This window comes from Pseudomonas sp. GW822-FHT01E03 (genome assembly GCF_058802985.1).
Map to the genome: position 1 here is coordinate 191,737 of NZ_JBXAOQ010000002.1, position 17,337 is coordinate 209,073.

At 58.2% G+C, this 17,337-nt stretch carries 16 protein-coding genes; 7 read left to right on the forward strand and 9 right to left on the reverse strand.

Features of this window, described 5'->3' with window-relative positions:
- Positions 1-7: 7 nt before the first annotated feature.
- The 5 genes from AC1RP7_RS04075 to AC1RP7_RS04095 all read right to left on the reverse strand — a co-directional run bounded on the left by AC1RP7_RS04075 (position 8) and on the right by AC1RP7_RS04095 (position 7,052).
- The gene (locus tag AC1RP7_RS04075; RefSeq protein ID WP_493181426.1) at positions 8-1,036 is read right to left on the reverse strand and encodes a histone deacetylase family protein; all 1,029 of its coding nucleotides are present in this window, start codon (positions 1,034-1,036) and stop codon (positions 8-10) included.
- A gap of 268 nt (positions 1,037-1,304) precedes the next feature.
- Positions 1,305-2,297 (reverse strand): AraC family transcriptional regulator, encoded by a 993-nt coding sequence (locus AC1RP7_RS04080; protein ID WP_090452197.1) that lies wholly within the window; start codon positions 2,295-2,297, stop codon positions 1,305-1,307.
- 174 nt (positions 2,298-2,471) lie between these two features.
- Entirely contained in the window at positions 2,472-3,476 is a 1,005-nt protein-coding gene (locus AC1RP7_RS04085; RefSeq protein WP_057712712.1) for an asparaginase, read from the reverse strand.
- A gap of 167 nt (positions 3,477-3,643) precedes the next feature.
- Positions 3,644-5,095: an alanine/glycine:cation symporter family protein gene (locus tag AC1RP7_RS04090; protein WP_090452195.1), complete on the reverse strand. Its 1,452-nt coding sequence runs from the start codon at positions 5,093-5,095 to the stop codon at positions 3,644-3,646.
- Between the two features lie 532 nt (positions 5,096-5,627).
- The gene (locus AC1RP7_RS04095; protein WP_034152112.1) at positions 5,628-7,052 is read right to left on the reverse strand and encodes an aspartate ammonia-lyase; all 1,425 of its coding nucleotides are present in this window, start codon (positions 7,050-7,052) and stop codon (positions 5,628-5,630) included.
- A 180-nt stretch (positions 7,053-7,232) separates the two neighbouring features.
- On the opposite strand from AC1RP7_RS04095, the gene AC1RP7_RS04100 reads away from it, so the two are divergent.
- On the forward strand, positions 7,233-8,144 hold the full coding sequence (locus tag AC1RP7_RS04100; protein WP_090452193.1) for a LysR substrate-binding domain-containing protein: 912 nt from the start codon (positions 7,233-7,235) through the stop codon (positions 8,142-8,144).
- Positions 8,145-8,207: 63 nt separating this feature from the next.
- Here AC1RP7_RS04100 and AC1RP7_RS04105 read toward each other — a convergent pair whose 3' ends face one another.
- Both AC1RP7_RS04105 and AC1RP7_RS04110 read right to left on the reverse strand, forming a co-directional pair.
- Complete coding sequence (locus AC1RP7_RS04105) at positions 8,208-8,771, reverse strand: hypothetical protein (RefSeq protein WP_493181425.1); 564 nt, start codon at positions 8,769-8,771, stop codon at positions 8,208-8,210.
- A gap of 411 nt (positions 8,772-9,182) precedes the next feature.
- Positions 9,183-9,779 (reverse strand): zinc metalloprotease, encoded by a 597-nt coding sequence (locus AC1RP7_RS04110; protein WP_218494609.1) that lies wholly within the window; start codon positions 9,777-9,779, stop codon positions 9,183-9,185.
- Positions 9,780-10,191: 412 nt separating this feature from the next.
- On the opposite strand from AC1RP7_RS04110, the gene purE reads away from it, so the two are divergent.
- The 4 genes from purE (at position 10,192) to AC1RP7_RS04130 (ending at position 12,753) form a co-directional block, all read left to right on the forward strand.
- A complete protein-coding gene (gene purE / locus AC1RP7_RS04115) occupies positions 10,192-10,683 on the forward strand; it encodes a 5-(carboxyamino)imidazole ribonucleotide mutase (protein ID WP_046038893.1) in 492 nt (163 codons plus the stop codon).
- Between the two features lie 11 nt (positions 10,684-10,694).
- Entirely contained in the window at positions 10,695-11,777 is a 1,083-nt protein-coding gene (locus AC1RP7_RS04120; protein ID WP_090452187.1) for a 5-(carboxyamino)imidazole ribonucleotide synthase, read from the forward strand.
- A gap of 106 nt (positions 11,778-11,883) precedes the next feature.
- Positions 11,884-12,129, forward strand: a complete 246-nt coding sequence (locus AC1RP7_RS04125; protein ID WP_007928514.1) for a GlsB/YeaQ/YmgE family stress response membrane protein — start codon at positions 11,884-11,886, stop codon at positions 12,127-12,129.
- 87 nt (positions 12,130-12,216) lie between these two features.
- Positions 12,217-12,753 carry a DUF3299 domain-containing protein gene (locus tag AC1RP7_RS04130; RefSeq protein ID WP_090452186.1) on the forward strand — a complete coding sequence of 179 codons (537 nt, stop codon included), beginning with the start codon at positions 12,217-12,219 and terminating at the stop codon, positions 12,751-12,753.
- 138 nt (positions 12,754-12,891) lie between these two features.
- Here AC1RP7_RS04130 and AC1RP7_RS04135 read toward each other — a convergent pair whose 3' ends face one another.
- Both AC1RP7_RS04135 and AC1RP7_RS04140 read right to left on the reverse strand, forming a co-directional pair.
- On the reverse strand, positions 12,892-13,791 hold the full coding sequence (locus AC1RP7_RS04135; RefSeq protein WP_057712719.1) for a D-hexose-6-phosphate mutarotase: 900 nt from the start codon (positions 13,789-13,791) through the stop codon (positions 12,892-12,894).
- Between the two features lie 69 nt (positions 13,792-13,860).
- Positions 13,861-14,265: an acyl-CoA thioesterase gene (locus AC1RP7_RS04140; RefSeq protein ID WP_007942704.1), complete on the reverse strand. Its 405-nt coding sequence runs from the start codon at positions 14,263-14,265 to the stop codon at positions 13,861-13,863.
- Positions 14,266-14,627: 362 nt separating this feature from the next.
- Between AC1RP7_RS04140 and AC1RP7_RS04145 the strand changes: the two genes are divergently transcribed.
- A complete protein-coding gene (locus AC1RP7_RS04145) occupies positions 14,628-15,926 on the forward strand; it encodes an MFS transporter (protein ID WP_057712720.1) in 1,299 nt (432 codons plus the stop codon).
- 202 nt (positions 15,927-16,128) lie between these two features.
- Positions 16,129-17,130, forward strand: a complete 1,002-nt coding sequence (locus AC1RP7_RS04150) for a phosphate ABC transporter substrate-binding protein PstS (RefSeq protein WP_057712721.1) — start codon at positions 16,129-16,131, stop codon at positions 17,128-17,130.
- Positions 17,131-17,337: the final 207 nt, after the last annotated feature.

The window sequence follows — 17,337 nt, forward strand, 5'->3', positions numbered from 1 at the left end:
TTCCTCATCAAGCGCTTTCAAAACCTTCGAGAACGTTCACGGCATTGATGCCGATTTCTTCCACGGCATAGCCGCCTTCCATGACGAACAGTGTGGGTTTGCCGAGCGCCGCGATGCGCTTGCCCATGGCTAGGTAATCCGGGCTGTCGAGTTTGAATTGCGAGATCGGATCATCCTTGAAGGTATCGACGCCAAGGGACACCACGACGATGTCGGCGCCGTAGCTATCGATCTCTTTGCAGGCTTGCTCCAGCGCTGCGCTCCAGGTATCCCAGCCTGAGCCGGCGGCCAAGGGGTAGTTGAAGTTGAAGCCTTCACCGGCGCCTTCGCCCAGTTCGTCTTCATAGCCTAGGAAGAACGGGAACTCGGCTTCCGGGTGACCGTGGATCGAGGTGAACAGCACATCGCTTCGCTCGTAGAAAATCGACTGGGTGCCGTTGCCGTGGTGGTAATCGACGTCGAGGATCGCGACTTTTTTGTGGCCCTGATCGAGGAACGCCTGGGCAGCGATGGCGGCGTTGTTGAGGTAGCAATAACCACCCATCAAATCGCTGGCGGCGTGGTGTCCCGGTGGACGGCACAGGGCGAAAGCAGAACGGGCGCCGCGCTGGATTTCAGCTTGGGCGGTGAGCGCGACTTGTGCTGCGCTGTACGCCGCTTGCCAGGTGCCGGCGGTGATCGGAGCGCCGCCGTCGAAGCTGTAATAGCCGAGTTGGCCGTGCAGGCTAGTCGGTTTGATCGCACGCAAGGTGCGTGCAGGCCAGGTGTAGGGCAGCAGGTCACCGTCGGTGTTGAACTCGGTCCAGCGTGCCCAGGCACCTTTGAAGAAGTTGAGGTAGTCGCGGCTGTGAATGCGCGCGATGGGCTCAAGACCGAAATCCTTTGGCGCTTCGACTGGGCCAAGGTTCTGGTTCTGCACGCGTTGCAGCACATGATCGGCGCGCGATGGCATCTCGAAGCACGGCTTGAGCTGGCCGTCGATGAGTTCGCAGCGGCCATGGTGCAGGTGGTGATCGTCAGAGTAGATCGTCAGCATTTGTTGTTCTCCGCAGGGCTGATTCGGTTGCCCCCAGTGTTGCGGCGCACGGCGAATCGGAGAACGGCAGGAAAGGCCAAAAGGGGATCGATATGGCCAAAACATTTGACCGAAATTCGCCCCTTGATAATGCGGAGCTCTCGCGGCCGCCATCGCGAGCAAGCTCGCTCCCACAGGTGAGCCTCAGCGTCCGCGATTTTTTGCAAGACGCATACCCCTTGTGGGAGCGAACTTGCTCGCGATGGCGGCAGATCGGTCACTACAGCCCTCAGGGCCGGAACTGACTCGGCGCCACACCACTCCAGCGCACAAAGGCATGGCGAAAACTCGCGGTCTCGCTGAAGCCCAACGCTTCGGCAATCTGATAGATCGGCAATTGATCCTCGCAAAGCATTTGCTTGGCCTGCTCGAAGCGCAGTTCGTCGAGCAGCTCCTGGTAGCTGCAACCCATGTCCTTGAGATGCCGGCGCAAGGTCCGCGCCGAACAGTTCATTTGCTCGGCCAGCCCCTCCAGCCCGGGCGCGGCATTCAGTTGCGCGCTGAGCAATTGGCGGATCCGTCCCAACCAGGCCTGTCGCCCGGTGAACTCGATGTTCTGTTTGCGACAACGTTCGGCCATGGCCTGATGGGTGATCACATCGGCCAGCGGCAACGGCTGGTCGAGCCAGCGCTTGTCAAAGGCGAAGGCATTGTTGCGCGCGCCGAAGTGCACAGGGCAATCGAAGTGTTCGGCGTAGCTTGTCTCGTAGTCGGGCGCGGCATGTTCGAAGCGTGCGCCGAGCAAGGGCAAAGGATGGCCGAGCAGGTCGTCGCAGGTGACTTTCAGCGACACCAGGCAGAACTCGGCGTTGAACACCGCCATGGTCGGGCTCTCGCGGTAATCGGCGGCGGCGAACCAGATGCGTTCTCCATCGTCTTCAAGGCTCAGTTCGAAAAGTGTTCCCAGCAGCGCCGGATAACGCATCGCCAGACGCAAAGCGTCACCGAAGGTGGCACTGGTGAGCAAGGCGTAACCGAGCATGCCGTAGCAGGAGACGTGCATCCGCCGGCCCAGTTCCAGGCCGATGTCACGCTTGAGCGCGACAGCGTTGGCGCAGACCTGCATTTCCTGATTGGTGGTGATGCGCGTGTCGGCACGGTTCAGATCCGCCGCACTGATGCCGCTTCCGGCCAGCAGTGCTTCGCTGGACAAGCCTTGTGCCTTGAAGGCATCGAGTACCAGGGAGACGGCATTGAGGGTGGTGAGGTGGGAGTGGAGCATAAGGACTTCCAGCCTTGGGATAGCTGGAACACAGCAAGTTATATGCCGAGCGCTGGAAACTGTAGGAGCGAGCCCGCTCGCGAAAAGCCTGAGAGCGCCGCGGGGTGCCAGGCTCCTGGCGTTATCGTTAACGACCATCGCGAGCGAGCTCGCTCCTACACGTGGTGTGGTGTGTCAGCTCAATTCGCCGCAGAGGTCGAGTTCAACGAGACGGCGAACCTCGGCCGCTTCGAGTCCGGCTCCCAGCAAGCCATGCAACTTGCCAAACGCCGCCTCACGGGTCATGCCGCCACCGGACAGCACGCCAACGCCACGCAGGCGGCTGCCTGCCTCATACACGTCGAGCTTCACGCCACCTTCATGGCATTGGGTAACGGCAACCACCACCACGCCGTTGTCCCGTGCACGGCCGAGGCTGGCGAGGAACTCTGGATTGTCGCTCGGCCCGGTGCCACTGCCGTAGCACTCCAGCACCAGACCTTGAATGCCGCTGTCGAGCAAACCATCCAGCACCTCGGCGCTAATGCCGGGAAACAGCGGCAATACCGCGACCTTCGCCAATTGCTTCGGCTGGTTGTAGTTCAGTTGTGCCGGAATCGAGGCCGCTTTCACACCGCCGCCCTGACGCACCAGTCGCTTGAAGGGATGACGGCCAAAACTGCGCACCTTGGCGCAACGGGTCGGGTCCAGCAGTTCGCCATGGAAGTACAGATGCACGCCCGGCGCCAGGCCTTGGCCCATCGCAACCAGCGCGCCGCCGAGGTTTTCCCAGGCGTCGCTGTCAGTTACACCTGCCGGCAGCATCGAGCCGGTGAAACACACGCGGGCATGCAGGCCGAGCAACTGGAAACTCATCGCGGCCGCGCTGTAGGCCAGGGTGTCGGTGCCATGCAGGATCAGCACGCTGTCGCAGCCCTGAACATCCACCGCATCGACCACCGCTTCACGCAACTGCTGCCAGTACGTCGGGGTCATGTTGGCACTGTCGATCAGCGGCGACATTTCACGGAAACGCCATTGCGGTACCACCAGCTCAGGCTGGCTGTGCAGATAGTCACGCATCCGCGCTTCGAAGCCGGACGCCGGGGCCAGGCCGTTGGCGCTGGCCTGCATACCGATGGTGCCGCCGGTGTAAAGCACCATGACGTGCTGAGCGGCGGGGTAGGTCGACGAATTCATGAAGATTCTCCGAAAGGAAGAGTTCCTGTGGGAGCGAGCTTGCTCGCGATAGCGGTATGTCAGACATCGCTCTATTGACTGACAGTGCGCCATCGCGAGCAAGCTCGCTCCCACAGTTTTTCGAACTTTAACTGACGGGCGCACGCGATGCGCCCGTCATTCACCTGTCAGCGTTGCGCTGCGGGTACGCCTTGCGGCTCAACTTCAGTCTTGCCGACAGCGGCAGGCGGGTTGGCCGGCCACGCCTGGCGATCCAGATCCAGGTCCGGGAACTTGGCGGAGTCGAACACCGGAGTCTTGATCCCGGCGGCGCGTTGGTCATCGTAGTCACGCAGGATGCGCATGCCGACCTTGAACAGCAGGAAGAGCGCGATCAGGTTGACGAACGCGAGCATGGTCATGGTGATGTCGGCGAAAGCGAACACGGTGCCGAGGTTTTCGATGGCGCCCCAGAAAATCAGCACCAGTACCAGCGCGCGATAGCCCATCAGCGCTTTGCGGTTTTCACCGATCAAAAAGCGCAGGTTGTTCTCACCCAGGTAGTAGTTGTAGAGGATCGAGGTGAACACGAACAACGCCAGGGCCACGGAGATGAACATCCGGCCCCAGTCACCGACCACGGCGGCCAGCGAGTTCTGGGTCAGGGCAATGCCGTCGCCTTCGAAGCCTGGGGTGTAGAAACCGGAGAGCAGAATCAGCAACGCGGTGCAGGTGCAGATCACGAAGGTATCGAGGAATACGCTGAACGCCTGGACCACGCCTTGCGCCACCGGGTGTTCGACCGCTGCAACCGCCGCCACGTTAGGTGCACTGCCCAGACCTGCTTCGTTGGCGAACACGCCACGCTTCACGCCCATGATAATGGCGCTGCCGATCAGGCCACCGAAAGCCTGGTCCAGACCGAAGGCGCTCTTGACGATGGTCATCAGCATGTCCGGCACCTGGTCGAACTGCAGCACGATCACGTAGATGGTCACGCCGATGTACGCCAGGGTTTTCACCGGCACCAACAGGTCGGCGACCTTGGCGATGCGCTTGATCCCGCCGATGAACACCAGGCCCAGCAGTACGGCCAGGCCGATGCCGGTGTAAGTGGTGTCGAGGCCGAACGCGTTGTTCAACGAGTGCGTTACAGCGTGGGCTTGCAGGCCGTTGAAGGCGAAGCCGAACGTCACCAGCAACAGGAACGCCATCAGCATGCCCAACCAGCGTTTTTGCAAACCGTGTTGGATGTAATAGGACGGGCCTCCACGGAACTGGCCCTCGGAATCGCAGCGCTTGTAGAGCTGGCCGAGGGAGCATTCGAAGAAGCTGCTGGACATGCCGACCAGCGCGGTCACCCACATCCAGAACACCGCGCCTGGGCCACCGAGGGTCACGGCAATGCCGACACCGGCGATGTTGCCCGCACCGACGCGGCCGGCGAGGCTGAGCATCAGGGCCTGGAACGAGCTCAGTTGCCCGGCGCTGCTTTTGAGGCTGTCGCGGAACACCGCGAACATGTGGAAGAAGTGACGCAATTGAACGAAACGCGAGCGGATCGTGAAGTAGCTACCGAGCCCGACAATGAGCACGATCAGTACTTTCCCTGAGAGGAAGTCGTTAATGACTTCGAGCATGGATTATTCCTCGCTGTTTTTTGTGTAGGCAACAATGCTGGCCGGACAGACACATCGAGTTACACCCCTTGGCGCACGGCACAATGGGCGGTACGAAGTTCGTCCCGGTTTCATATCGCGGGTTTGTTATTAGTTCGGGTTTCGCATGGGTTGTGGCCTCGCTACCGACGACCGCTCATGCGAAGAGGGGCGGCACTATACCGATGACAGTGCCGTCCGTCTGCACGGTTGTGGTGCATGCGGTGAAACGAAGCCTTTGAAACACCTGACATTTTTGCTGTCAGGCTATGTGGGAACTGCTCTTGGTGGGAGCGGGCTTGCTCGCGAAAGCGGTGTATCAGACACGTCATTGTTGAATGTGCCACCGCCTTCGCGAGCAAGCCCGCTCCCACATTGGTCAGTCCCCAGACATACGGTTTTCACTGGCAAATGGTTAAAAAAAAGGGCCTGGAGATTGATCTCCAAGCCCTCAAAAGGTGAGAGGTGTCTAGTCCCTCGACCTGGTGAGCGGTGCTACAAGTAACCCGTCGGGTTATGCCTTCAGAGGCACCAGACGCGGCGCAATCATGTTTTCCGGGCGCAGGATGTCGGCGAGCATGGCTTCGTCGAGCAGACCTTCTTCGCGCACCAGTTCCAGCACGCCACGGCCGCTTTCAAGGGCGAGGCCGGCGATGCGGGTGGCATTTTTGTAGCCGATGTACGGGTTCAGCGCGGTGACCAGGCCGATCGAGTGCTCGACCAGTTCACGGCAGCGTGCTTCGTTGGCAGTGATGCCGACGATGCAGTGCTCGCGCAGCATGTCCATGGCACGTTGCAGCAGGCGGATCGAGTCGAAGATCTTGAAGGCGATCAGCGGCTCCATCACGTTCAGTTGCAGTTGGCCGCCTTCGGCTGCCATGGTCAGTGCCAAGTCGTTACCGATGACCTGGAACGCTACCTGGTTCACAGCTTCCGGGATGACCGGGTTGACCTTGCCGGGCATGATCGAGCTGCCTGGCTGACGCGCCGGCAGGTTGATTTCGTTGATGCCGGTGCGTGGGCCGCTGGACAGCAGGCGCAGGTCGTTACAGATCTTCGACAGCTTGACCGCGGTGCGCTTGAGCATGCCGGAGAACAGCACGAAGGCGCCCATGTCGGAAGTCGCTTCGATCAGGTCGGCCGCTGGCACCAGCGGTTGACCGCTGATCAGTGCCAGGCGCTGTACCGCCAGTGCTTGATAACGTGGGTCGGCGTTGATGCCGGTACCGATCGCGGTGCCGCCCAGGTTCACTTCAGTCAGCAGTTCCGGGGCCAGCGTCTTCAGACGGGCCAGGTCTTCGCCCATGGTGGTGGCGAAGGCACGGAATTCCTGGCCGAGGGTCATTGGCACGGCGTCTTGCAGTTGAGTACGGCCCATTTTCAGGACGTGATCGAATTCTTTGCCCTTGGCCGCAAACGCCTGAATCAGGCTGTCGAGGCTGGCCAGCAGGGTGTCGTGACCGAGCAGCAGACCCAGGCGGATCGCCGTTGGGTAAGCGTCGTTGGTCGACTGCGCCATGTTGACGTCGTCGTTCGGATGCAGGTACTGGTACTCGCCTTTCTGGTGACCCATTGCTTCCAGAGCAACGTTGGCGATCACTTCGTTGGCGTTCATGTTGGTGGAGGTACCGGCGCCACCTTGAATCATGTCGACCACGAACTCTTCGTGGAAATCACCGCGGATCAATCGGGCACAGGCTTCGCTGATGGCGGCGTGCTTGGCTTCGCTCAGGTGACCCAACTCACGGTTGGCGTCAGCAGCGGCCTGTTTAACCATGGCCAGACCGACAACCAGTTTCGGGTAGTGCGAAATCGGAACGCCCGAAAGGCGGAAGTTATTCACCGCTCGCAGGGTCTGGATACCGTAATACGCTTGAGCCGGTACTTCGAGGGCGCCAAGCAGGTCATTTTCTGTGCGGAATGATGCAGCGGAGGACATGATAGAAATCATCTCAATATGGACCCGGTCTGTGCCGGAACGCTGTGAATGCTAGGCTTGTGTAGAATTTTGGGCCAATGCTGTTAAGCACTAGCCTATGCACATTCGGCATAATGCCCGTGTGACGCCGGCTTGACGGCGAACGTGTGACCTAAATTGGTGCGTGTCCGGGAGGACGTGATGAATCTGGAAAGCAAATGGCTGGAGGACTTCAGTGCCCTGGCCGCCACCCGCAGTTTCTCCCAGGCCGCCGAGCGGCGTTTTGTGACGCAGCCGGCGTTCAGTCGGCGAATCCGCAGCCTTGAAGCCGCGTTGGGGCTGACCCTGGTCAACCGTTCGCGCACGCCGGTGGAGCTGACGGCGGCAGGGCAATTGTTTCTGGTCACCGCGCGCACCGTGGTCGAACAGCTGGGCGAAGTATTGCGCCATCTGCATCACCTGGAGGGCGGGCAGGGCGAAGTGATGCAGGTCGCTGCCGCGCACTCCCTGGCGCTCGGTTTCTTTCCGCGCTGGATCGCGCAGTTGCGCAACGAAGGTTTGAACATCGCCACGCGGCTGGTGGCGACCAACGTCGGTGACGCCGTGCATGCCTTGCGCGAAGGCGGCTGCGATCTGATGCTGGCGTTCTATGATCCGGACGCGGCCATGCAAATGGACCCCGAAATCTTCCCCTCGCTACACCTTGGCCACACCGAGATGCTGCCGGTCTGCGCGGCAGACGCCGAGGGCAAGCCGCTGTTCGATCTGGAAGGCGAGGGCAGCGTGCCGCTGTTGGCCTACAGCGCCGGTGCGTTCCTCGGTCGTTCGGTGAACATGTTGCTGCGCCAACGGGCGCTGCGCTTCACCACCATCTACGAAACTGCGATGGCCGACAGCCTGAAAAGCATGGCTCTTGAAGGCCTGGGCATTGCCTGGGTGCCACAACTGAGCGTGCGTGCCGAACTGGCGCGCGGTGAACTGGTGGTCTGCGGAGGGCCGCAATGGCATGTGCCGCTGGAAATTCGTCTCTACCGCTGCGCCCTTGTGCGCAAGGCCAATGTGCGGTTGTTGTGGCGCAAACTGGAAGGCGGAGCGGCGGGTTCTGCTTCCTGAGGGCGAAGCGTGATCAAGGCCAATCGAGTTGGCCTTGATCTGTCGAAAACGGCGTCAATCAGATCAAGGGTACTGATTGAGGTAATTGCGAATGTTCTCTTGGTTTTTCTTGCTGAAGACAAACGCCGACTTTCCTGTGGTTTTGTACATTGTCGATTTGTAGGTTCCGTAGTAGGTGGAAACGTTTTCATCGCTATCTTCATGAACGGCATCGAGCATATGCCCAAGCTCATGGGATGCAGTTAATTTCGATGTGATCGAGGCAATTCCTAGCGCACCTTGTCTTCGAGCAACACCCAGCGTACTTTTATTGATGTCATCGCGCGTTAATAGCAAATACTTGTTGATAGTGGCATCGTTAGTGTCGCTCTCTTGATTTTCCAGATGGGTAAGGAGAGTGTCTTGAAATTGACTTATCAAGAGCTCCATATTTTCGGATTTATAGTTGAAGCTACTTAATGTTGGGGCGTCTGAAGGTTGTATTAAAATAACGTCCATTGTACGGCCTGAGATTCGGGAGACCGTATCTGCCAGCCAGTCGAAATAATCTTGGTGGAGCAAGTCTTCGTTAATGCCTTTCAGATCTTCGTGCAGGAAGACGTTAAGCTTGATCGGTCGTTTTGACATAATGGGTTCCATTGGGTTTATCAAGACATAAGTGGCTGAATTGAAGTTGGTGAGGTAGTCGATTAATAAGGTGTTAGTTCAGTGTGAATTAAATAATACAGAATAATTTTGTTCTCAGTTCGACGATGCTGAAGGCATCATCACTTGTGGCGAATCATGATTTACGTATGTGTGGTTGTTTTTCAAGGTTTATATTCAGGATGGTATTGAGCAGTTGTCTTTCAAAGGACTTTGGATCGGTGCAGAGTTGTTGTCGGAATTTATAGCTTTTGGCTAGAAGCTGATTATTTCCATCCATCATTCGTACTCAAGACATGCATAATACGTAGCTTGCAGGTTTTTTGACGCGCCTGCGGGCGACGAAGTGCGCAAAACTTTCAGGGGTTTTCTTGATGGATAATCCAGGAGTTATCAGTTTACGCTCGCCAAATAATTTTTTATGTTCTGTCGGTTGGCAGGACTGAATATATAACAGTTTGATGTAATACCTCCGGGCTTTGGTGTCATATAAGTTTCACACCACCAGCCGTTGAATTGAGTTTCATAGTCCTCATGCCTTGCACCCAGTAAGTGTCCAATTTCATGGGCGACATTTATGTAGTTGATCAGTGATGCAATTGCGCTATTTCCGGAAAAAAACGGTGGGTAAACACGAGCGATGCCCGCTATCCTGCTGTTCAAGCTTTCGTTGGTGACTAAAAGCACTTTGGTCAGTCGGTCCGTTTTGAACCCTTCTGCACGCCTTTCCTCTAAATAGCCGAAGCACATGTTTTCCCAGCGCGACGAGGTCATTTGCTCGTTTTCGTTCTTATAATCAAAGTTGCTGTAGGGCGCGAGTCGGCCAAAAACTACGTGGACTTTTCGCTCGATAAAACTTTGCAGTTCGGTTGTGAATGGCTGGAAATGGTCAGCATAAAGGTTTTTTCGTGTTGATTCCGGTACGTCATCATGAATGATCACGAAAATAGTAATTGCTTTTTTCTCAGTGGGAGCGCTAATTGGGTTCATCCGTGAATCCTTTAGTTGTCTTGGGGTTGTTGCAGGTTTGGTTTGTTTTGAGGTTTCTATAAGTTTAATCTAATGGCGGTGTTTTGTTTTTGCGAGTTGGGGATTGTTGCGTTCTATTGCATGGAATTAATATTTATAGAATTTTAGGCACTGGAAGTTTTGGATCTTATTGCGAGTAATCAAGTCGTCATCTGAAATAGCTGTCTCGGCTGACTTTTGAGTCAGTTAATAACTCCGGCAAGGTGAATGACAGATGGTCGCGACAGGGGCTGTTTATCTGTCGTATTGCGGTATACTGCGCGGCCTTCGGCCGGTTACGACCGGCCATAATTCGTACAATCAAGCCACGCATTTTGCGTGGCTTGTTGTTTTTTGATGCGCCTGCGGGCGCCCAGAGAGAAGAGGCACGACGATGAGTGCACTGGTTGGCGTGATCATGGGCTCCAAGTCCGATTGGTCCACCCTTAGCCACACCGCCGATATGCTGGAAAAGCTCGGCATCCCCTACGAGGTGAAAGTGGTTTCTGCCCACCGCACCCCGGACCTGCTGTTCCAGTACGCTGAAGAAGCCGAGGCGCGTGGCATCGAGGTGATCATCGCCGGTGCCGGTGGCGCGGCCCATTTGCCTGGCATGTGTGCGGCCAAGACCCACCTGCCGGTGCTGGGCGTACCAGTACAATCGGCAATGCTGTCGGGCGTTGATTCGCTGCTATCCATTGTGCAGATGCCGGCGGGCATTCCGGTCGCCACCCTGGCCATCGGCAAGGCGGGCGCGATCAACGCGGCGCTGCTGTCGGCGAGTATCCTTGGCGCCAAGCACCCGCAGTTCCACGCGGTGCTGAAAACCTTCCGTGCTGAGCAGACAGACAGCGTCCTGGACAATCCAGACCCACGCATCGCCTGAGGTTGTTGACGATGAAGATCGGTGTAATCGGTGGCGGCCAGTTGGGTCGCATGTTGGCGCTGGCGGGCACTCCGCTGGGCATGAACTTCGCTTTCCTGGACCCGGCTCCGGATGCTTGTGCAGCCGCGTTGGGCGAACACCTGCGAGCCGATTACGGCGATCAGGATCACCTGCGCCAGCTGGCCGATGAAGTCGATCTGGTGACCTTCGAGTTCGAAAGCGTTCCGGCCGAGACCGTGGCTTTCCTGTCGCAATTCGTCCCGGTCTATCCGAGCGCCGAAGCGCTGCGCATCGCCCGCGATCGTTGGTTCGAGAAGAGCATGTTCAAGGACCTGGGGATTCCTACCCCGGCGTTCGCCGACATTCAGTCCCAGGCTGACCTGGACGCCGCCGTGGCTTCCATCGGCCTGCCGGCAGTGCTGAAGACCCGTACTTTGGGTTACGACGGCAAGGGGCAGAAAGTCCTGCGCACGCCAGAAGATGTGGTTGGCACCTTTGCCGAGCTGGGCAGCGTGGCCTGTCTGCTGGAAGGCTTCGTGCCGTTCACCGGTGAAGTCTCGCTGATCGCCGTGCGTGCCCGCGACGGTGAAACCCGCTTCTATCCGCTGGTACACAACACCCACGACAGCGGCATCCTCAAGCTGTCCGTGGCCAGCACCGATCACCCGCTGCAAGCCTTGGCCGAAGACTACTCCAGCCGTGTGCTCAAGCAACTGGATTACGTGGGCGTGATGGCGTTCGAGTTCTTTGAAGTCGACGGCGGCCTCAAGGCCAACGAAATCGCCCCGCGAGTGCACAACTCCGGGCACTGGACCACCGAAGGCGCCGAGTGCAGCCAATTCGAAAACCACCTGCGGGCCGTTGCCGGGCTGCCGTTGGGTTCGACGGCCAAGGTCGGCGAAAGCGCGATGCTCAACTTCATCGGCAAAGTGCCTGAGACCGAGAAGGTCCTGACCATCGCCGATTGCCATCTGCATCACTATGGCAAGGCGTTCAAGGTCGGTCGCAAGGTCGGTCACGCCAACCTTCGTTGTGCAGACCGCGAGACGCTGACGGCCCAGATTCTCAAGGTTGAAGCACTGATAGCCGAATAGTATTTATGTGCAACGGTGGAACCTTCAGGTTGCACCGTTCTCTCATGGCAGGTCACGAAAGTCTGACTAGGCTTTCCAATAGCGACTTCATTGAGAGGGGAATGCCATGGGAATTATCGGAACCATCTTTATCGGCTTGATCGTCGGTCTGCTGGCACGGTTCCTGAAACCGGGCGATGACAGCATGGGCTGGATCATGACGATCCTGCTCGGCATCGGCGGTTCGCTGGCGGCCACTTACGGCGGTCAAGCCCTGGGCATCTATCAGGCCGGCCAAGGCGCAGGCTTCATCGGTGCGCTGGTGGGCGCCGTTGTGTTGCTGGTGATCTACGGCCTGGTCAAAAAGAACTGATCCAGACGACAAAGTCCTCTCGGCCGTACAAGCCGGGAGGGCTAGAATGCTCGGCGTTTCCTGATCCTTCCTATACCGAGCACCTTCATGCGCCGTCTTCTGCTGACTCTACTTTTATTGGGAACGGGCCTTGCCCATGCCGGTGAACTGCCGGAAACCGACTGGCTCGAATTGATGCCCAAGTCGGACCAGAAGGCCCTCGAGGCCATGCCTGAAATCGACCACAACTCCCCTGAAGCCAATGGCACTTTCACCGACAAGGGTGGGATGAAGCAGGCCAAAGGCTTGCCGGCGGTGATGTACTCGACCAAGACCGTTGCGTCGATGAACGACAAGAACATCCGCATTGGCGGTTACCCCGTGCCGCTGGAGTCCGATGCCAAGGGCCGCAGTACGTTGTTCTTCCTGGTGCCGTACCCGGGCGCGTGCATCCACGTGCCGCCGCCGCCGCCCAACCAACTGGTGCTGGTGCGCTATCCAAAGGGCCTGAAACTGAACGATATCTACACGCCGCTGTGGGTCACCGGCACGCTGAAGGTCGAGAAGGTCAGCAATGACTTGGCGGATGCGGCGTATGCGCTGGATGCGGCGACGGTACGGGTGGTGAAAGAGTCGGATTTGTAACGCGCCGTCAGATGGCATGGCACAAAAAACTGTGGGAGCGAGATTGCTCGCGATGAGGCCATAACATTCAACATTCATGTTGCCTGTTACGCCGCCATCGCGAGCAAGCTCGCTCCCACATTGGTTTTGTGGTGTTGCTTAGAGCGGCTTGCTACCGACGCTCACACCCAGGGTATGGCTGGCCCCTGGTTTCAGGTTCACCACATCGTCCATCACGTTCGCCGTCTCGATGCACAGCATGCGCTGCCAACCGTCGTCGGCCATGTCGCTGAACGCGGCGGCGCGGTCGATCCATGGGTTCCAGATCACTGCGGTGCGCGAGCCCGTGCTGGTCAGTTCGATGCGTCGCTCCCAGGCCGGATCGACGATGCTCAGCAGTGGCGGGGCATCGAGATAGATGCGGTCGGTTTCGCCGGTAAAACGCAGATCACCGCTCTGGGTTACGGTTTTCCAGTTATCCAGGGTTTCGATGTATTTGAGACCGCCCACACCTTCGACATGCACCTCGCGCACATCGCTGACGGCAAAATAGCTGTGCAGCGCCTGGCTGATACTGACGGTTTCAGCGCCCCGGTTATGGCTGGTCAGGTGGATGTGCAACTGCTCGTCGAGGCGAATGCTCAGCGTCAAGTCCACCTGGTGCGGCCAGCCAGGAAAGCCGCCGTCGGGGTAGGGCAGGAGGAATTCGACTTTCAGGCTTTCGCCTTCGGCTTCGATGCCGCCCAGCTCCCAATCCATCGCTCGCACGAAGCCGTGAGCTGACGGCGCTTCATTGCTGACGCGCATCGCCTGCACGCTTTGCGGGTTACGGTCGAAGACGCCGAACCACGGCCAGCACACCGGCACGCCGGCACGGATGCTCTTGCCGGTCTTGAACACGGCCTCGTCATTGAGCCAGATCAGTGGCGGCTGGCCGGCCAGTTGATAACTGAGGATGTGCGCGCCTTGCTGGGCCACCAGTAATTCAGCCTGACCGTGGCGAATACGCCAGCAGTTCAGTTCATCCAGTTTTACGGCTTCAACATTGGGCGTGCTCATGGGACAGCTCTCGATCAGTAACGTGGACGACTATCGACCGCAAAACGGCTACCAGGTTTAGAAGTTCTTTCAGCGAGCCCGGGGTGGAACCGAACGGGTGCGACCGCTGCCGTCGATGGCAACGAACACAAACACTGCTTCGGTTACTTTACGCCACTCGCTGGACAGTGGGTCGTCGCTCCAGACCTCGACCATCATCTTGATCGAGCTGCGGCCGATTTCCAGGGCCTGGGTATAAAAGGAGAGCTGAGCGCCCACCGCCACCGGAACCAGAAACGCCATGCGGTCGATTGCAACGGTGGCAACGCGTCCGCCGGCGACCTTGCTGGCCATCGCGGTGCCTGCCAAATCCATCTGCGCCACCAGCCAGCCGCCGAAAATATCGCCAAAGCCGTTGGTTTCGCGTGGGAGCGCGGTGATTTGCAAGGCCAGGTCGCCTTGCGGGATCGGATCTTCTTGTTCGAGTTCTATCATGCCGGGGGGCCTCTGACCCGTGACTCTTCGTTGGTATTGCTGGTGGTAGCCGTCTTCGGGAAAAACGATTCAGCACCGAACATACTACGTTCGTCACGTTTTCCATCAGGCGCCTAAAGGGAAACTCTGCGAAATCGCCTATGAACCTGACAGGCGCTTTCGCACAGCAACCCCTCAAAAACCGGAGCAGGCTTTGAGTATATCGGTCGGTAGACTCCGCGACGACCGTCCGGTTCTCATTTTGACTGTCAAAAACGCACCTCTATGTGCTTTTTCGAACAATTTGCTATCGTGCCGGACCTGCCCAAACCTCAGCCAGCGTTGTTGAGGTAGCAGATCCGACTATAAGAGAAGCCCTTGCCATGACCACAGCGCCCTCGAGCATCGCGCAGCCAGACCAACCCGCACGTCCGCTGACCCGCAACGACTACAAGACTCTATCGCTGTCGGCCCTGGGCGGCGCGCTGGAGTTCTACGATTTCATCATCTTCGTGTTCTTCGCTACGGTGGTGGGCAAGTTGTTCTTCCCGGCGGACATGCCTGAGTGGCTACGCCTGATGCAGACCTTCGGCATCTTCGCCGCCGGCTACCTGGCGCGGCCGCTGGGCGGCATCGTGATGGCGCACTTCGGTGACCTGCTGGGCCGCAAGAAAATGTTCACTCTGAGCATTTTCATGATGGCGGTGCCGACCTTGATCATGGGTTTGCTGCCGACTTATGCGCAGATCGGCATGTGGGCGCCTATCCTGCTGCTGTTGATGCGGGTGATCCAGGGCGCGGCCATTGGCGGTGAAGTGCCGGGTGCATGGGTCTTCGTTTCCGAACACGTGCCGCAACGGCATATCGGCTATGCCTGCGGGACCCTGACCAGCGGCCTGACGGCGGGCATCCTGCTCGGTTCGCTGGTCGCCACGGCGATCAACAGTATCTACACCCCGGTGGAAGTAGCGGATTACGCCTGGCGAATTCCGTTCCTGCTGGGTGGCGTGTTCGGTCTGTTCTCGGTGTACCTGCGTCGCTGGTTGCACGAAACCCCGGTGTTCGCCGAACTGCAACAGCGAAAGGCCCTGGCCGAAGAAGTGCCGCTGCGTGCGGTGTTGCGTGACCATCGTGGCGCCATAGCCATTTCGATGCTGCTGACCTGGCTGCTGTCGGCCGCCATCGTGGTGTTGATCCTGATGACACCGACTGTGTTGCAGACGGTCTATCACTTCTCGCCAACCACGTCCCTGCAGGCGAACAGCGTGGCGATCGTGTTCCTGAGTTTTGGTTGCATCATTGCCGGCGCACTGGCCGATCGCTTCGGTGCGGGACGAGTCTTCGTGATCGGCTGTACCGCATTGCTGGCCAGTTCCTGGACCTTCTACCACAGCCTGGCCGATCATCCCGACTGGCTATTCCCGATGTATGCCCTGACCGGTCTGCTGGTCGGCACCATCGGCGCGGTGCCGTATGTGATGGTCAAGGCGTTCCCGCCGGTGGTGCGTTTCAGCGGCCTGTCGTTCTCCTACAACGTCGCCTACGCGATTTTCGGTGGTCTGACGCCGATGATCGTCAGCCTGTTGCTCAAGGAAAGTGCGATGGGGCCTGCCTATTATGTGGCGGTGCTGTGCGGGGTGGGGATCCTGGTCGGCGCCTGGCTATGGAAGAAAGGCCGTTGATCCGTTAGTAGTGGCAACGGCGGGCACTGCGCTCTCGGCTAAATCCAGCCAATTCCAACATTTACAGTTACAACTGAAAGGCCAGCCTTCCGAGCGGAATGCTGGCCTTTCATCCAATTGTCATATTTCAGCCATAGAGTGTTCACACGGCCTGCTGATACTTGGCCCCGACTTAACACACCCTATCTGCTAGGAGTAAGGCATGAAACTGAAGCGTTTGATGGCGGCAATGACTTTTGTCGCTGCTGGCGTTGCGACTGCCAACGCGGTTGCCGCTGTTGACCCTGCTATCCCGAGCTACACCAAGACCACTGGTGTGTCGGGCAACCTGTCCAGCGTCGGCTCCGATACCCTGGCCAACCTCATGACCCTCTGGGCTGAGAACTACAAAAAAGAATATCCGAACGTAAACATCCAGATTCAGGCCGCCGGTTCTTCTACCGCGCCACCTGCGCTGACCGAAGGCACCGCTAACCTGGGTCCGATGAGCCGCAAAATGAAGGACAACGAGCTGCAGGCCTTCGAAACCAAATACGGTTACAAGCCAACCGCTATTCCGGTTGCCGTGGATGCCTTGGCCGTATTTGTGCACAAGGACAACCCGATCAAGCATATGACCATGGAACAGGTCGATGCGGTCTTCTCGTCCACCCGTCTGTGCGGCGGCAAAGCCGACGTCAAAACCTGGGGTGACCTGGGTGTGACCGGCGACTTGGCCAACAAGCCGGTTCAGCTGTTCGGTCGTAACTCGGTATCCGGCACTTATGGCTACTTCAAGGAAGAAGCCCTGTGCAAAGGTGACTTCAAGCCAAACGTCAACGAACAGCCAGGCTCGGCTTCGGTTGTGCAGTCGATCAGCTCCTCGCTGAACGGCATCGGTTACTCGGGTATCGGTTACAAGACTGCCAGCGTGAAGACGGTGGCCTTGGCCAAGAAAGGCAGCACCGAGTTTGTTGAAGACACTGAAGAAAACGCCCTGAACGGCAAGTACCCGCTGTCGCGCTTCCTGTACGTGTACGTCAACAAAGCCCCGAACAAGCCTTTGGCTCCGCTGGAAGCTGAGTTCGTGAAGCTGGTTCTGTCCAAACAGGGCCAGGAAGTTGTGGTGAAAGACGGCTACATCCCACTGCCAGCCAAGGTTGCTGCAAAAGCACTGGCTGACCTGGGTCTGGCGGAAGGCGGCACTGCAGTCGTAAAAAAGTAACAAATTGAGTCCGGGGTGAATCCTTCCGGACTCAAGTAAAAGGCCGGATCTGCTTGCAGGCCGGCCTTTTACACACCTCAAATTTTCGATCCTCTGCCAGTCCCGCTGGCGGTGGATTTGGTGCGTCACTGCATTGTCATCTTTCTGTCATACAGGATCGCTAGGGTGAGCGCATGAATGATCTGGCCAATTCCAACATGACTACTA

Excerpts from the sequence above, each read along its gene's own strand:
- AC1RP7_RS04105 (WP_493181425.1), bottom strand. The coding sequence starts at position 8,771 with ATGTCAAAACGACCGATCAAGCTTAACGTCTTCCTGCACGAAGATCTG.
- AC1RP7_RS04145 (WP_057712720.1), top strand. The coding sequence starts at position 14,628 with ATGACCACAGCGCCCTCGAGCATCGCGCAGCCAGACCAACCCGCACGT.
- AC1RP7_RS04090 (WP_090452195.1), bottom strand. The coding sequence starts at position 5,095 with ATGCTCGAAGTCATTAACGACTTCCTCTCAGGGAAAGTACTGATCGTG.
- AC1RP7_RS04085 (WP_057712712.1), bottom strand. The coding sequence starts at position 3,476 with ATGAATTCGTCGACCTACCCCGCCGCTCAGCACGTCATGGTGCTTTAC.
- AC1RP7_RS04075 (WP_493181426.1), bottom strand. The coding sequence starts at position 1,036 with ATGCTGACGATCTACTCTGACGATCACCACCTGCACCATGGCCGCTGC.
- AC1RP7_RS04135 (WP_057712719.1), bottom strand. The coding sequence starts at position 13,791 with ATGAGCACGCCCAATGTTGAAGCCGTAAAACTGGATGAACTGAACTGC.
- AC1RP7_RS04120 (WP_090452187.1), top strand. The coding sequence starts at position 10,695 with ATGAAGATCGGTGTAATCGGTGGCGGCCAGTTGGGTCGCATGTTGGCG.
- AC1RP7_RS04130 (WP_090452186.1), top strand. The coding sequence starts at position 12,217 with ATGCGCCGTCTTCTGCTGACTCTACTTTTATTGGGAACGGGCCTTGCC.
- AC1RP7_RS04110 (WP_218494609.1), bottom strand. The coding sequence starts at position 9,779 with ATGAACCCAATTAGCGCTCCCACTGAGAAAAAAGCAATTACTATTTTC.
- AC1RP7_RS04150 (WP_057712721.1), top strand. The coding sequence starts at position 16,129 with ATGAAACTGAAGCGTTTGATGGCGGCAATGACTTTTGTCGCTGCTGGC.
- AC1RP7_RS04095 (WP_034152112.1), bottom strand. The coding sequence starts at position 7,052 with ATGTCCTCCGCTGCATCATTCCGCACAGAAAATGACCTGCTTGGCGCC.
- AC1RP7_RS04100 (WP_090452193.1), top strand. The coding sequence starts at position 7,233 with ATGAATCTGGAAAGCAAATGGCTGGAGGACTTCAGTGCCCTGGCCGCC.
- AC1RP7_RS04140 (WP_007942704.1), bottom strand. The coding sequence starts at position 14,265 with ATGATAGAACTCGAACAAGAAGATCCGATCCCGCAAGGCGACCTGGCC.
- purE (WP_046038893.1), top strand. The coding sequence starts at position 10,192 with ATGAGTGCACTGGTTGGCGTGATCATGGGCTCCAAGTCCGATTGGTCC.
- AC1RP7_RS04080 (WP_090452197.1), bottom strand. The coding sequence starts at position 2,297 with ATGCTCCACTCCCACCTCACCACCCTCAATGCCGTCTCCCTGGTACTC.
- AC1RP7_RS04125 (WP_007928514.1), top strand. The coding sequence starts at position 11,884 with ATGGGAATTATCGGAACCATCTTTATCGGCTTGATCGTCGGTCTGCTG.